Annotated in this window: 12 protein-coding genes; 10 read left to right on the top strand and 2 right to left on the bottom strand. The window is 60.8% G+C overall.

The features are described from left to right. Positions 1-99 precede the first annotated feature (99 nt). The 4 genes from nadA to AA0535_RS03265 all read left to right on the top strand — a co-directional run bounded on the left by nadA (position 100) and on the right by AA0535_RS03265 (position 6,155). Positions 100-1,077, top strand: coding sequence for a quinolinate synthase NadA (nadA, locus tag AA0535_RS03280; protein ID WP_373319265.1), 978 nt, complete (start codon positions 100-102; stop codon positions 1,075-1,077). A 10-nt stretch (positions 1,078-1,087) separates the two neighbouring features. Then, positions 1,088-2,584, top strand: coding sequence for an L-aspartate oxidase (locus AA0535_RS03275; protein ID WP_264814481.1), 1,497 nt, complete (start codon positions 1,088-1,090; stop codon positions 2,582-2,584). After that, positions 2,581-3,441 carry a carboxylating nicotinate-nucleotide diphosphorylase gene (nadC, locus tag AA0535_RS03270; protein WP_264814480.1) on the top strand — a complete coding sequence of 287 codons (861 nt, stop codon included), beginning with the start codon at positions 2,581-2,583 and terminating at the stop codon, positions 3,439-3,441. Before AA0535_RS03275 ends, nadC begins: the two co-directional genes overlap by 4 nt. A 401-nt stretch (positions 3,442-3,842) precedes the next feature. Continuing rightward, complete coding sequence (locus AA0535_RS03265; protein WP_264814479.1) at positions 3,843-6,155, top strand: TonB-dependent receptor; 2,313 nt, start codon at positions 3,843-3,845, stop codon at positions 6,153-6,155. Positions 6,156-6,205: 50 nt separating this feature from the next. Here the strand turns inward: AA0535_RS03265 and AA0535_RS03260 are convergent, their stop codons facing one another. After that, positions 6,206-7,339: a redoxin family protein gene (locus tag AA0535_RS03260; RefSeq protein ID WP_264814478.1), complete on the bottom strand. Its 1,134-nt coding sequence runs from the start codon at positions 7,337-7,339 to the stop codon at positions 6,206-6,208. 51 nt (positions 7,340-7,390) lie between these two features. Then, positions 7,391-8,875, bottom strand: coding sequence for a mannitol dehydrogenase family protein (locus tag AA0535_RS03255; RefSeq protein WP_264814477.1), 1,485 nt, complete (start codon positions 8,873-8,875; stop codon positions 7,391-7,393). Between the two features lie 156 nt (positions 8,876-9,031). Between AA0535_RS03255 and AA0535_RS03250 the strand changes: the two genes are divergently transcribed. The 6 genes from AA0535_RS03250 to AA0535_RS03225 all read left to right on the top strand — a co-directional run bounded on the left by AA0535_RS03250 (position 9,032) and on the right by AA0535_RS03225 (position 15,773). Beyond that, positions 9,032-10,291 carry a TIGR03862 family flavoprotein gene (locus tag AA0535_RS03250; RefSeq protein ID WP_264814476.1) on the top strand — a complete coding sequence of 420 codons (1,260 nt, stop codon included), beginning with the start codon at positions 9,032-9,034 and terminating at the stop codon, positions 10,289-10,291. A 32-nt stretch (positions 10,292-10,323) separates the two neighbouring features. Then, positions 10,324-11,754, top strand: a complete 1,431-nt coding sequence (locus AA0535_RS03245) for an ATP-binding protein (RefSeq protein WP_264814475.1) — start codon at positions 10,324-10,326, stop codon at positions 11,752-11,754. 65 nt (positions 11,755-11,819) lie between these two features. Further along, entirely contained in the window at positions 11,820-12,035 is a 216-nt protein-coding gene (locus AA0535_RS03240; RefSeq protein WP_264814473.1) for a hypothetical protein, read from the top strand. Positions 12,036-12,086: 51 nt separating this feature from the next. Continuing rightward, positions 12,087-13,958 (top strand): potassium transporter Kup, encoded by a 1,872-nt coding sequence (locus AA0535_RS03235; protein WP_264814472.1) that lies wholly within the window; start codon positions 12,087-12,089, stop codon positions 13,956-13,958. An 80-nt stretch (positions 13,959-14,038) separates the two neighbouring features. Beyond that, positions 14,039-14,410 (top strand): hypothetical protein, encoded by a 372-nt coding sequence (locus AA0535_RS03230; RefSeq protein WP_264814471.1) that lies wholly within the window; start codon positions 14,039-14,041, stop codon positions 14,408-14,410. Positions 14,411-14,561: 151 nt separating this feature from the next. After that, positions 14,562-15,773 carry a glycosyltransferase gene (locus AA0535_RS03225; RefSeq protein WP_264814470.1) on the top strand — a complete coding sequence of 404 codons (1,212 nt, stop codon included), beginning with the start codon at positions 14,562-14,564 and terminating at the stop codon, positions 15,771-15,773. Position 15,774: the final 1 nt, after the last annotated feature.

Here is a 15,774-nt window from a genome sequence, read left to right as displayed (position 1 = left end):
GACAAAGGTCCCGCCTGACCCAATGTAAGGGTCCTAACGTTTTTATCCCTATTATGCTCAATGAGAGCATAAATCAGTGGAGAGGATCTTATGGATCAGATGACCCTCGTCAGAGACCGCAGCGACGAACTCTATGCGCCGGTCTCGCGGCTCATGACGCGAGAGGACTGGGAGCAGAATTTCGCTGACGATATCCGGGCCATCCTGCGCCTGAAGCGCGAGCGCAATGCTGTGATCCTGGCGCATAACTACCAGACCCCTGAAATCTTCCACTGTATCTCGGATATCCGTGGCGACAGCCTTGCCCTGGCGCGTGAAGCCCAGAACACGCAGGAACAGGTGATCGTCATGGCGGGCGTGCATTTCATGGCCGAGACCGCCAAGCTGATGAACCCCGAGAAAACCGTCCTGATCCCTGACTCGATGGCGGGGTGCTCACTGGCAGAGTCGATTACGGCCGAGAATGTGCGCGCGCTCAAGGCGACCTATCCCGGTGTGCCTGTGGTGACCTATGTGAACAGCTCCGTCGCGGTGAAGGCCGAGACGGATATCTGCTGTACGTCGGGAAATGCCAAGAAGGTTGTCGAGAGCCTTGGTGTGCCGCGTGTCATCATGATTCCCGACGAATTCCTGGCGAAGAACATCCAGAACGAGACCGGTATCGAGATGCTGACATGGCCGGGTCATTGCGAGGTGCATGAGCGTTTCACCCCGCTCGAAATCCGTCAGTATCGGCGTATGCATCCGGGCGTGGTGGTGCTGGCCCATCCGGAGTGCCCGCCCGAGGTGGTGGCTGAGGCCGATTATGCAGGCTCAACTGCGGGGATGATGGAATTCGTGGCGGTCCGGCAGCCTGCCAAGGTCCTGCTGGTGACCGAATGCTCCATGAGCGATAATCTGGCGGCGCTCAATCCTGCGGTCGAATTCGTTCGCCCCTGCAATCTCTGCCCCCACATGAAGCGCATCACTCTGCCGGCGATACGGCGCGCGCTCGAGACCATGGAAGAGGAAGTCACCATCCCGGATGCGCTCTTTCCGCAGGCGCGACGGGCTGTCGAGCGCATGCTGGCGGTCTGAGGAACACAGGATGATGACGCTCACCCGCTTTGCAGGCTGGCCGGTCATCGCAGGGGCGGGGCTTGCCGGGCTTTCTGCTGCCCTGCATCTGGATCGGCCCTGCGTGGTCCTGAGCCCCTCGCCACTGGGGGAGGATGCCGCGAGTGCACTGGCCCAGGGTGGTCTGGCCGCCGCTATCGGCAATGATGACGATGTGGCGCTGCATATGCGCGATACCATCGAGGCGGGTGACGGGTTGTGCGATACCCGGGCGGTCGAAGCCATCATTGGCGCGGGGCCTTCTGCCATCGCGACCCTGCTTGACTGGGGCGTTGCCTTCACACGCAAGGGCGAGACCGATCTGGATCTGCATCTCGAGGCCGCACATTCGCGCGCGCGCATCGCCCATGTGAGCGGTGACAGCTCGGGTGCCGGAATCATGCAGGCGCTTATTGCGCAGGTGCGGGCTTCATCGCGTATCGTTGTGCTCGATGGGGTGACGCTCGACCATATTCATGTGATCGAGGGGCGGGTGCGCGGTGTGTGGCTCAATACCGGGCAATTCATCCCTACCAATCATTGTATCCTGGCTTGTGGCGGGGCAGGGGCGCTTTATGTCGGCGCCACGAGCCCGTCCAGCAATACCGGTCGGGGGCTTGCTGCTGCGGCACGTGCCGGAGCCCGGCTGGCGGACATGGAATTCGTACAGTTCCATCCTACTGCGCTCGATGTGGAGACCGGTGGCGGTCGTTCCCCCCTGATCAGTGAAGCAGTGCGCGGCGCCGGTGCCGTCCTGATCGATGAGACAGGCGAGCGCTTCACCGACGAGCTGCATTCCCGCGACCGCGTTTCGAGAGCGATTGCACGACATCGTCTCGACGGTCATCGTGTCTTTCTCGATGCGCGCAGCGGTCGCGGCGGGAAAGGCCTGAAGCAGGTCTTTTCGCGGCAATTTCCCGGTATCGCGCGCGTGTGTGCCCAATACGGTATCGATCCCGACCGTATGCCGATCCCGGTACGCCCTGCCGTTCACTACCATATGGGCGGCGTTGCAACGGATCTGCATGGCAGGGCCAGTGTGCCCGGTTTGTGGGCATGCGGCGAGGTGGCGTGCACGGGGCTGCATGGTGCCAACAGGCTGGCGAGCAATTCCCTGCTCGAGGCTTTCGTGATGGGGCGGGCCGTTGCATGGGATGTGAACAACGCAGCCCGTGACCGCCATTCCTGCCAGAACCCCATTCGGCCCCCGCGGCTCAGCTCGGCCAGTTTCGGCCCCCAGATGGATCGCGGGGCAGGCATTCTGCGCGACCGTGAGGGATTGCAGGCCCTGACCAGCTATCTCACACCGCTCGCCAGCCGCGACGATCATGCACTGGTCGGGGCTGCCATCGCCTCCGCTGCGCTACGCCGACGGGAGAGTCGTGGCAGCCACTGGCGTGTGGATGGGGAGGATTCTGCCTGCGCCGGACGTTTTCATTTTACCCTGGAGGATATCGGCCTTCAGGAACGGAGCCTTGAACCCGCATGACCCTATCCCTTCCGCCATTGCCCGATCTGATGTGGGAGCCCATCATTCGTGCCGGTCTCGCCGAGGATTTCGGCACCGGGGGCGATGCGACCTCACAGGCAATCGTCCATCCCGGTCAGCGCCTTCGCGCCGTTTTCAGAGCGCGCCATGAGGGTGTCGTAGCCGGTATGGCTGGCGTGCGGCTGGCCTTCACCCTGCTCGATCCGCAGATCAGCTTCAATGCGCTCAAGGCAGACGGCGCCCGCATCGTCCCGCGTGATATCCTGGCGGAAGTGGAAGGGCCTGCCGAGGTCGTTCTGGGTGGGGAACGCACAGCCCTGAATCTGCTCTCGCATCTGAGCGGCATTGCGACCTCGACACGGCAGGTTGTGGATGCCGTCAAGGGCAGCAAGGCGCGCATCTGCTGCACCAGAAAGACGCTACCCGGCCTGCGCGCCGTGCAGAAATATGCGGTCAAGGCGGGGGGAGGCAGTAATCATCGCTACCGGCTCGATGACGCCATCCTGATCAAGGATAACCATATTGCCCTTTGCGGCGGTGTCGCCTCCGCGCTCAAATCGGCCCGTCAGCGCGCGGGCCATCTGATGGCGATTGCGCTCGAGGTCGATACGCTCGACCAGCTCGAGGCGGCTCTGGCCTGCGGCGGTGCGAATGTTTTCCTGCTGGACAACATGACCCCCGAGCTGTTGCGCTGTGCGGTAGAAATGGTGAAGGGGCGCGCCCTGACCGAAGCCTCGGGTGGGATTACTCCCGAGACCGCCCCCGCCATAGCGGCCTCGGGTGTCGATGTGTTGTCTCTGGGCTGGCTGACCCACAGCGTGAAAGCCCTTGATATAGGGCTCGATATCGATCTTTGATATCGTCCTCTTGCGTGCTACGGGGGGCCATCGCGTTAGCGCGCAAGTTGCGGGCTTATCGAGCCTCTCTCCCGTCGAGTTGAGCATGGATAAGCACGGGATGCCCTTCAGGCGTTTGCGGGATCGTGTTCCGCTTTTGCCTGGTCAGGCACGCGCAGAACACCTGATGCGCTGAAGCTGCCCCTCTCTGAGTGACCTCCTGAGAGCCCCACTCAACAGCCGCGAAAGCCACACACGCAACCGTATCATTCCATTGTCGACACATTCCGTCATGGTTTTGACTTGTATACCTGCTTGTGTTCGTGCAGACAGGAAGCTGCGTTGTGATGCGGCAGGGATGTAACTTTGTGTCCCTGAAGTAATAATTCAGAAAACTTTCCGAAACTGTGAAGAGGGTCTCGATGGCGTACGTATTTGGCCGGATGAAGCGTAAGGCCGGGCTTGCGGTGTTTCTGGCTTCGGCGACCTGCCTCTCCCAGAACGTCGCCCTCGCGGCAACACCTCTGGTCTCTGCCTCCGGCCACGCGCGGACGCATGCTCGTCCTGTTTCGCCCGCGCACTCCCGGGCATCTGGCGGCCCTGCGCGCAAACATGCTGTTGAGGCCAAGGAGGCAGAGGAGATCTCGGTCACCACCTCACGTCAGGCGCTGAATGGCGGTGGCGGAATGATGCGTATCGAACACGCGCCACGCAATGTGCAGACGGTCGATCATGAATATATCTCCATGCGCAATCCTTCCAGCACAGCGCTGGACCTGATCCAGAACCTGCCGAGTGTCAGCATCAGTACGCCCGACCCCTATGGCATGCAGGGTGGCCAGATCCAGACGCGTGGTCTGACCGATCTGGATATGGCGCTTCTTGTCGATGGGGCACCGGCCGCCGCAGCGAAATACATCACCGAGAATATCGATACGGAGAACGTTGAATCCGTCTCTCTCACGCCCGGCAGTTCGGAAACCGCTCTCCCCGTCATGTCGGCTGCCAGCGGCACGATGAACGAAACCACCCATACGCCTGACAAGAAATTCGGCGGGCTGGTCGATTTTTCCTATGGCACCAACAACCTCTCGCGCGAGTTCATCCGTCTGGAAACAGGTGAGATCGGCCATAGCGGTGTGCGAGGCTATGTGTCGTTCTCGAATACCCATACGCGTAGCTGGATGGGGGCGGGCATCAATGATCGTCGTCATGTCGATTTCGGTCTGAACAAGCAGTGGAGGAACGGGTCTTTCGCGAAGGCTTTCGTTTCGTGGAACTGGGAAGATTTCACGATCGACAATTACCCGACGGCGCAGGAATTCTACAAATACAAGCATACTGGCGAGGGGTACGGACGTTCCGCAAATTCGAACAACATAAATTACTGGAAAAATAATACCGATTACTGGAATCAGGTCTTTCTCTCTGCCCCTATTCATATTGTCCTGACGCGCCCCCTCGCCTTCGACCTGCAGCCCTATTACAGCATCGGTCGCGGGTGGGATGCCTCACCGGGTGGCACTGTCACGCAGGCCGACGGCACCACGCGCAATGTCACCAGTTACTTCCTTCAGGGTGCGACGGAGCGCCGGGGAGCCACGGCCAAGTTCGGGGTAGACGTGGACCGTCACAATCATGTCTCGTTCGGATACTGGTACGAAAACAACTACACCCAGCAATCCTATCCCACGAGCTACACGCAGGATAACGGCGCGGCGCCCAGCCCCAACTGGGCGGCCTATCGTATCGATGCCGGTGATCAGCAGAATGCAGGCACGGAAATCCATAGTCTGTTTGTCGAGGATCACGCCAAATATCTGAACGACAAGCTCGATATTCAGGCAGGCTTCAAGTTTGTCATGTCCAATACCTGGAACAAGGATTTGTACGGTCGCATGTCCAATAACAGGACGGCACCGTTGCCTCAGCTTTCAGTCGGATACACCATCGATGAGCATAATCAGGTCTATCTGAATGCGGAAGGCGATTACCGCCAGCCCAGCGCAGTGGATCTGGGGTGGCTCTATACCAGCGTGCCGATTCCGAAGAACCAGTATTCGATCAAGGAAGAGCTGGGCTACCGGTATCATGACCAGTACATCATTCTGGATGCATCGTTCTTCAATTACAATGTCACCAATCGCATCGTGAACCAGTATCTTGGCATGAACCAGTTCGCGCCATTCTCGATCGGTAACCAACATATGCGCGGTTTCGATTTCATGATCTCGGGGCGACCGGTTCACGGGTTCAGCCCCTATGCCTCGGTCGAATATCTGCACGCCGTGCAAGACAGCAATGTGTTCGACCCCTACACGAATGTCATGCTGAACTCGAAGGGCACGCAGGCGATCATGGCGCCCCGCGTCCTGGCCAATTTCGGTCTGACCTACAAATATGCCGGCTTCTTCGGCAATGCGAGCCTGCATTATACGGGGCCGCAATCCGTCAGTGTCGCGGGCGACCAGCGCATGCCGGGCTTCGTGACCAATACGATCTCTCTTGGTTATCGCTTCAAGCCGGTCGGGATTGCCCAATCCCCCACCATCAAGCTGAATTTTGCCAACGTGACTGGCTCGATTGTGCGCACCGGTGCGATGGGCGCAATCTACAGCGCGAAGGACCCGAGCACCGTCTATAGCGGTAGCCTTGCCCCTTATACCGGTTACGGTAACTCCTTCATGACTGCCGCACGTTTCACCATGACGGGTACGGTGTCGACCAGCTTCTGATCCGTTTTCCACAGGATCTGGCAGGCGGCTTGCGGCCGCCTGCTGAAGGGTCAGCCGAAAGTGAAGGAAAAGGCATCGACGCCTGGCGACAGGAATTCGATGCGAAAGACATGGTCGCTCACGGCGTCATCCGGCTGCCGGACCAGTTGATAAAGCCGCTGACCCGTGACCATGCCCATCCCCTCACTGTCGCAATCGCTGCCATGCATCACTCCCGGAGCATGGCCATCGATCGTGACCCGGAACTTCACCGGCATGTCTGGCTTGCTCGGTCCGAGCACCAGATGCAGATCGCGCGCATGAAAATGGAACAGGATACTCCCGCCTGGCTTGTTCAACCGCGCGGATTCAGGCCCGATTGTCCAGTTTCCGGTCAAGCCCCAGTCATTCAGGGCAGGGGGTGAATCGACCACATAATCATTGGCTGAGTCCTGAACGGCACCACCTGTCGAGATGAAGTGGTTCGCACGTTCATAGCCGATATAGGTTTCAGGTGAACCTATGGCAGAGAGATCGGCTTCCGACTGCTCTCCCTTGCCATCGGGATGGACGAGGTCGTCCGGGACATTGGCTGCGCCGTTTTCATGCAGCATCGTCTGGATCAGATGTTCCGACTGGGCATAATCGCCCTCTCCGAAATGATGCGCCTGGATCTTGCCATCGCCCCCGACGAAATAGGCGGCGGGCCAGTATTCATTGTTAAAGCCGTTCCAGATTGCCCGGTCATTATCGACGGCAATCGGAAAGGTAATATGAAACCGGCCAACGGCCTTCTTGATGTTGTCGAGATTTTTTTCGAAGGCGAATTCCGGGGCGTGGACGCCGATCACCACCAGCCCGTAGGATTTGTATTTGGCGGCCCAGGCTTCGACATAGGGCAGTTCGCGCAGGCAGTTGATGCAGGAATAGGTCCAGAAATCGACCAGGACCACCTTGCCCTTGAGAGCGTCGGCGGTCAGGGGCGGGGTGTTGATCCAGCTTGTCGCGCCGGAGAGGGAGTCGAGAGGTCTCGCCTGTACTGCCGGTGCGGCGAAGCCAAGCGCGAGCGTGAGACCCAGACCGGAAGCACAGCGCCATACGAGCCTGCCTCTGGCTTCGCTAGGCTTGATAGCAGCGAGCGTCGATAGGCTGCCCCCTGCGAAATCAGGGCCGGAATATCGGGTGGATGCAGATTGCGTGACCATGAAGCTGCCTTCTCATCTCCAAGCGGCAGAGCGGTCACGCCTTCCGTGTTCTCAGGACGGTAGACCGGTTTCTGCCAGAACCTCACCCAGAACGGCAGCCGTGCCGCGCTGTTCCATGCTTTCGGCCATTTCACGAATGAGACTGATATGAACCGGCTCGAGGGCGAAGCTCTCGAACACCGTCATGCTGAACACGCTGTCCCAGCTCCGGGCGAGGGCATGCTGGCTCTCGGACAGCGCCGGCTCAAACGGGGTGAAGGCCTCGCCCTGATCGGTCCGCCCATGCAGATAGCGAATGAAGCAGGCCAGAACGAATGCCATGCGGCGTAACTCGCCCCCGGTAGCGACCAGCCTGTTCCAGCTTGGGGCAAGGAATACCGGCAGTTTGCTGGCACCATCGCCTGTGATGCGGGCCAGCCTGTCGCCCACATCGGGATTGCTGAACCGGGCGATGATCAGATCGCGATAGTTGGGGAGTGGCATCCCGGCAGGGGCGGAGAGATGCGGAATGACATCGCAGGTCATGAAGCTCTCGACCAGATGGCCGATCTGCGGGTCGATGATCGCATCGCGCACAGTCTCGAGCCCCGAGAGCTGGCCGGGATAGGCCAGCATGGAGTGCGAGGCATTGAGCATGCGCACCTTGGCCAGCTCATAGGGGTGAACGTCGGGGACCATCTGCGCGCCCGCCGTCTCGAGCGCCGGACGGCCATTGACGAATTTGTCCTCGATAACCCACTGGGCGAACTCCTCGGAGATCACGGGTAGGCGGTCGATCACACCGCATTCCGCATTCACGCGTTCGGCGTCTTCCTTGAGTACTGCCGGGGTGATGCGATCCACCATGGAGCTCGGGAAGGAGACGTGCGTCTCGATCCAGGCTCCCAGTTCAGGATCGAGGGCGTTGGCGTGGCTGATCACGCAGCGCTTGGCCACCACGCCGTTATCGCGAAGGTTGTCGCAGGACATGACAGTGAAAGGCGCGATCCCGGCATCACGGCGCATGCGCAACGCCCCCACGATGAAGCCGAAGGCGGATTCAGGGGCATCGGGATTGGCAAGTTCACGCTGTGTCAGCGGGGTGGCGAGCTTGTAGGCACCTGTGGCGTGATCCTGATTATACCCGCCTTCTGTGATGGTGAGCGAGACGATGCGGGTGGCGGGGTCGGCCATGCGGGCCAGGACTGCCTGCGGGTCGGCCGGAGCGAAAAGGTAATCGAGCATCGAGCCGATCACCTGATGGCGTACGGTTCCATCAGGAGCGTAGCGGGTGAGGGTGTAAAGATTATCCTGCGCCGGGAAGGCTTCAAGCTTGAGGCGTTCGTTCGCATCATCGATCAGCCCGACACCGCAGAAGCCCCAGCCTTCCTGGCCCGGCTCGGCCAGAAGGCGATCGACGTACCAGCATTGATGCGCACGATGAAAATTACCGACGCTGAGATGGACGATCCCGGTTTTCAGGGAGGCGCGATCATAGGAAAATCTCTCGACGCTGGGGGGGAGGGTCGAGAGGGCTTCTGAGTTCAGAGCGATCATGGGCGGTCCTGAAGGATCACGATAAGGGAATAACAGGCTCGATCAGACAATTGATACCGGTCTGACAGGCAGCGCGCCGGATGATGTGGCGGTTCCCTTGAAAGGCTCAAGGGGTAATCGGGACTGTCTATGGCACTATTTGGTGAAGAGGCCTAAATGCCGCTCATGGAGACGAGACAACCCATTGCCATTATCGGGGCCGGACCGGCCGGTCTGGCCGCTGCCGAATGGCTGAGCGCACCCCAGCGCGCGCAGGGGCGTGAGATTGTCGTGTACGACCAGATGCCCAGTGTCGCGCGCAAGTTCCTCATGGCAGGCCGCAGCGGGTTGAACCTGACCCATGCCGAGAATCTAGAGGATTTTCTCACCCGCTACGGTTCGGCGCGCCACTGGCTGGCCCCGATGATCGACCGGTTTCCGCCTGAGGCGCTGAGACAATGGGCCGAAGCGCTTGGCCAGCCCTGTTTTACCGGGTCGAGCGGGCGCGTCTTCCCGCAGGCCATGAAGGCTTCTCCTTTGCTGCGGGCGTGGCTGGCGCGCCTTGCCGAAAAGGGCGTGCGCTTCGCGCTGCGTCATCGCTGGGAGGGGTGGGATGCGCAGGGCGCGCTTCGTTTCAACAGCCCCGACGGTGCCGTGACCCGGGCGGCCAGCGCGGTCATCCTGGCGCTGGGAGGCGCCTCATGGCCCCGTCTCGGGAGCGATGGTGACTGGACCGGCTTGCTGCCTCCTGGGTCGGTCACGCCTCTAGTGCCTGCCAATTGCGGGTTTCTCACCGCCCTTCCGGAGGCGTTTCACACCCAGTTTCATGGAGAGGTATTGCATTCGGTCACGCTCACCGGAGCAGGCCAGAGCGCGCGCGGTGATGTCACCATCACCCGTACAGGCATTGAAGGGGCGCCAGTCTATCGTTTGTCGGCCTCCTGGCGCGAGGTTCTGGCGCGCGAGGGGCGTCTGCGCATCGCGCTCGATCTGCGCCCCGGCATGGATGCGGAGATTCTAGCTGTACGACTGGATGGTTTCCGCGCGCGAGAGAGTCAGGCCAATCGTCTGCGTCGTCTCGGGCTCTCGCCCGTCGCGCGCTGGTTGATTCGCGAGGCGATGTCGACGGCTGGCGGGGGACAGGCAGAGGGCAATCGCGCTCTCGCGGGCCTGATCAAGGCCTGTCCTCTCATTTTGACTGCGCCGGATATACTTGCCAGAGCAATCTCGACAGCGGGCGGTGTCAGACACGCGGCACTGGACGCGAATCTCATGCTGCGCGAGCACCCGGGTGTGTTCGTGGCTGGCGAGATGCTGGACTGGGAGGCGCCTACCGGGGGCTATCTGCTGCAGGCGTGCTTTGCGACCGGGCGTGCGGCCGCCGAGGGGGCGGATAGCTGGCTGGCAGCGCAGCGGGAAGCCGCGCATCATGGCTGACTTCGGGGTCGGTTTGCGCTAGGGACAGCGCCATGAGCGTATCCATCACCATGGGCCGTGGCCGAGACGGCGCGGATGTCCAGCTGGACCTGACCGAACTCCTTGCAACCCGCCTGCTTGTGCAGGGAAATTCGGGGTCCGGAAAGTCGCATCTGCTGCGCCGCTTGCTGGAGCAGACGGCTACGCTCGTCCAGCAGGTGATTGTCGATCCGGAGGGGGATTTCGTCACTCTGGCCGATAGATACGGCCATCTGGTCATCGACGCGTCGGAGCAGACAGAGGCCACACTGCGCGCAGCCGGTGAGCGCGCTCGCGCGCATCGCGCCTCTGTGGTGCTCAATCTGGAATCGGTCGAAGCCGAAATGCAGCTTCGGGCGGCAGGGTCATTTCTCAACGGCATGTTCGAGGCCCCGCGGGCGCACTGGTATCCGGTCCTCGTTGTCGTGGACGAGGCGCAGCTTTTCGCGCCGGTGGCGAGCGGCGATACCTCCGACGAGGCGCGTCGTCTTTCGCTCGGGGCGATGACCAACCTCATGTGCCGCGGTCGAAAGCGCGGTCTGGCGGGGGTGATCGCCACACAGCGTCTGGCCAAGCTTGCCAAGAATGTTGCGGCAGAGGCGTCGAACTTCCTTATGGGGCGCACTTTTCTCGATATCGACATGCTGCGCGCCGCCGATCTTCTGGGTATGGAGCGCCGCACGGCAGAGGGATTCCGCGATCTCGCGCGCGGTCAGTTCATGGCGCTGGGGCCTGCGCTCAGCCGCAGGCCGCTCATGGTCACGATCGGGACCGTCGAGACAGCCAGCCATGCGACCGGCCCCGTGCTGACCCCTTTCGAGGCCCGACCTGCAGAAGATAATTACAGCCTGATTCTCGAGCCCGTGGTTGAAACAATGCCCCGCCCGAGAGAGCGTCGCGCCCCGGCTCCCGACCTTCTGGCGCAACTCGATGCCTATAGCGCGGCTGCCCCGGTTGAAGAGGCCGTGCCAGAGGCGGAAGCGGCACCCGAATTGCTCTGGCGCCTGACGGAAGCTGTGATCGCCGAGACGGACTCGGCCTATCGGCCCCTGGCGACGCTTTATCAGGATTTCCAGCTGCGGGCGCGTATCGAACGGCTCAGCCGCAATGTGCTCGACCTTGGCGCTTTCCGTCTGCTTCTGGCCAGCGTGCGTTCCGGATCCAGCTTCCTGCAGGCGCAGGAGGAAAGCTGGCAACAGGCACTCGATATCGCCCGTTCCCTGCCCGAAGACGTGCAGGGCGTAGTCCTGCTTCTGGCGCGCGCCGCACTCGATGGCGCTTCCTGCCCCGGCGATGAAGCGATTGCAGAGGCCTATGGCACCCATTCTCTCGGAAGGGCGCGACGCCAGCTGGCCTATCTGGAAGAACGCCAGATCATCGTGGTGCAGGATATGCCCGCAGGGCGTCGCATTGCCTTCATCGGCTATGGCTGGCAGACCGGATAAGCCCTGCAACCGGGTAGCAGGGCGTCTCGTTTCATCCCAGACCGAGACGGTTTGCGGAGAAAATTATGACAAACGATGAACTGACCGCCCTTGTTACGCTTAATGGTTCTGACGCCACCTATGACGCCCGGCTCTCGGGATACGACATCACGGTGCCAGTCCATATTCAGGGTGGCGATGGGCACTACATCATCAAGCATCTCGTCAAGCCCATGTATTTTTCCGGCGCCATGATCATCGACGTCAAATTGCTGGATGGTGACGCCCATCACCACGACTGACAGGCTTCATTTGTGCGGGAATTCTACCCATAACGACCAACGGGGAGCCTTATGGCCGAGGAAAAAAGAAAAGTGCTGCCGGGGGCTCTGGCGGCGCTCGGTATCGTCTTTGGTGATATAGGAACCAGCCCGCTTTACACCCTTCAGACCGTTCTGAACGACACGGGCTCGACCGATCGGTCGACCCTGCTTGGCGGCTTTTCCCTGCTGGTCTGGACCATGATCCTGGTGGTGGCCATCAAATACGCCACCGTCGTCATGCGTGCCGACAATAAGGGTGAGGGCGGCATCCTCGCACTCTTTTCCCTGGTCGGTGGCGCGTTCGGCAAGCACTGGTATACGCGTGGCACATTGCTGGCTGCAGCGGGGCTGTTCGGTGCCGCTCTGCTCTATGGTGACGGGGCCATTACCCCGGCCATTTCGGTTCTGAGCGCAATCGAAGGGATCGGGGTCGTGACTAAGTCCCTGCAGCCTTACATCCTGCCCGTCGCCACGATCATCCTTTTCGGTATCTTCGCCATCCAGCCGCTAGGCACGGCGCGTATCAGCGCTGTTTTCGGGCCGATCATGCTGGTGTGGTTTCTCGCCATTGGCGGGATTGGATTGTTCTCTCTGCTTCACGATCCCTCGGTGCTGATCGGTCTCAACCCGTTCTATGGCCTGCATTTCCTGTACGAGCATGGTGCGAACAGCCTGATCATTCTGGGCGCGGTGTTTCTCTCGGTAACGGGTGCCGAGGCGCTTTATGCCGATATGAGTCATGTCGGGCGTCCGAGTGTGCGTCTGGCCCTGGCGGTGATCGTCCTGCCCATGCTTGTGCTGAGCTACGCGGGTCAGACGGCCTTTCTCGTCAGCCATCCGCAGATCAAGGACAATCCGTTCTTCGCGACCATGCCCCATGCTCTGGTTCTGCCCATGGTAGTGCTTGCGACCTTCGCAACGATCATCGCCAGTCAGGCCATCATCACCGGGGCTTTCACGCTCACGCGGCAGGCAATGCAGCTCGGATGGTTCCCCAGTCTCAATATCCGGCAGACCTCGGATAGCGAATACGGTCAGATTTATGTTTCGGTGGTCAACTGGCTGCTCATGGTCATCACGTTGCTGATTGCGCTCAGCTTCAAGAGTTCGGACGCTCTTTCCGGGGCTTATGGCACGGCGGTTTCCACCACCATGCTGATGACGACATTGCTCATCTTTGACGTGATGCGCGAGCGCTGGGAATGGCCGCTCTGGAAAGCCCTCCCCGTCGCCTTGTGCTTCTCTGTTGTGGATGTGGCGTTCTTCGTCGCCAATCTGCTCAAGATCGACAAGGGCGGGTATGTCCCGCTTCTGATCGGGCTCTTTATTTACGTGATCATGACGACCTGGCGCCGGGGTATCATCCTGTTGCGTGCGGGGCTCGCCCCCTTGGGCGAGCGCTCTGACAAGGTGCTGCAAAAACTGCGTGATGGCGACCTCATTCGGACACCGGGGGCAGCGGTGTTTCTCTCACGGTACGAGAGCGCCTTGCCCCCCATCGTGATGCGCCATGTGGCTGACTTTCACTGCCTGCCTGAGCAGGTGGTCATTCTCAACGTCAAGTTCGATACCGTGCCGCGCATCCCGGCTGACGAGCGCATGACGGTCAGAGAAGTCGGCAGCGGGCTGTGGCAGATCAATGTCACCTTTGGTTTCGTCGAAATTCCCAACCTCTATTATGTTTTGGGTCAGGCGCAGGAACAGGGATGTACGCTCGAACTCGACAAGGTCGTGTTCTTCGCCGGGGATGACGATGTGGTGCCCGATCTGAAAACTCCGAAAATGGTGTCGCCGCGTCGTATCCTGTTCGGCTTTCTCTATCGCAATGCGGTGCGGGCCTCTGACCGGTTCACCCTGCCGCGCGAACGTCTGGTCGAGATCGGTCATCAGGTCGAAATCTGATCCACCGGCCTTTGCTCGCGTTGTATCCACCCTGCCATCCCTGAAAAGAGGGATGGCCAGCAGATAAAAGGACAACTTCCATGCGACATGTTTCTGGCTATGCGCTTCTGACCGCGCTGATGGTTGCAGCGGCCCCAGTCGCGACGCTTTCGGTTGCCCAGGCGGAGCCCGGTGGCTGCCTGAAATATGGCGCTGCCGGCGCCGTCGGGGGGCATCTGGTCAATCATGGTGTGCTGGGCGCCGTGGGCGGCTGCGCCACCGGGATGTACAAGCGTCATGAATACCGCAAGGAAGCGAAGCAGAAAGCCGCCCTTTACGACAAGGATCATCCCGGGGCGAAGGGCAGCTATGAGGAGAAAGCCACGGCCTATGATGTCGAACATTCGACACAGCCCGGCAAATCGGCCCCCTCTGATGCTCCGGCACCCGAGGCGAATACCCCTCATAACTGACCGAATCCAGTCTCTGTGACGGCGTGACGGCCCCGGGCGTTCAATCGCCCGGGGCCATTTTCGTCTGTGATCGAAAGTAACGCATTGTATCTTGTGTCAAATCATGTCAGCATGGGTGCTCAATCGGTCCTCAGGCTTGCGCGCATATTTCATGTCCATTTCCTCCCCCGCTGCGTTCAGCCCGGCTGGAGCCGCCATTTCCTCAATCGGGATTGTCCTGCGTGATTTCCGTCTGGGCGGGAGTGAACGCGTCGCGATCGGTCTTGCCAATTACTGGGCTTCCCTGTCGCTGGATGTCGTTCTCATTGTCGGTCGTGGAGAGGGACCGCTCCGTGAACTTGTCGATCCGGCGATCGAGATTGTCGATCTCGGACTTCCGGCCTGGCTAGGCGATACGGTCCTTGCCTGGGCATTGGCGATGAAAGCCCGGAGCGTTTTTTCATCGCGGGCCATTGATCGTTGCTACGTGCCCGGAAACAGTCATTGGCCGGTTATCCCCGCCCTGAAATCGCTCAGGATGTCGCATCGCCCGCTCGTGGTCGCACAGGTCAGTTCCCCTGTTTGCCGCGAAGGTCGGTCATCTCTCGAACAGGCGGGATATGACTGGCGTATGCGCTGGCTGTTGCGCGGGGCCGACCGTATCACCACGCTTAGCGAAGATCTCGCTCGCAAGACGTGCAGTATCATCGGCCGCGATGCTGTGGAGGTCGTGCCTCTTCCCGCCCTGTGGGACGAGGGCAGGCCCTGCGCACCACCGGCCCATACCATGACTGTGCTGGCTGCGGGACGCCTTGTGCCGATCAAGGGCTTCGATGTCCTGATCAGGGCGTTCTCTTTGGTCGCCAACCGTTACTTCGCCGCAAAGCTGGTCCTGTGCGGCGACGGGCCCGAACGCGCAAGGCTCGAGGCACTCGTGGACGAACTCGGTCTGGCGGGGCGCGTGGTGTTCGCAGGCTATGTCCCGTCCATCAGGCCTTATCTGGACGAGGCGCGCGTTTTCGTCCTCTCCTCACATTGCGAGAGCTATGGGGCGGTTCTGCTCGAAGCCCTGGCCGCAGGGCGGCAGGTGATCTCCACACGCTGCTCTCCTGCCGTCGAGGCTCTGCTGACCGGCCCGATTGCCGGGCGAAGCGTGCCTGTACGCGATGCTGACGCGATGGCCGAGGCGCTGTGCGAAATCCTGGCTGAGCCCGCCCCTGACTGCGACACTCTGGCGGAGATGGTTGCACCGTTTCACGTGTCTTATGGCGGCAGGCTTTATCTCTCCCTGATGCAGCCGGGCGACACGAAGATTGAGCAAGCTGCGGCTGTCGACATCTCACATTCGGCCTGGTCACATCCTGCGGTAACACACTCCCGATGAA

It is taken from the genome of Asaia krungthepensis NRIC 0535 (genome assembly GCF_025995175.1).
GTDB lineage: Bacteria > Pseudomonadota > Alphaproteobacteria > Acetobacterales > Acetobacteraceae > Asaia > Asaia krungthepensis.
The sequence above is the reverse complement of the archived record's forward strand: the minus strand, read 5'-3'. Positions and strand labels throughout refer to the sequence as shown.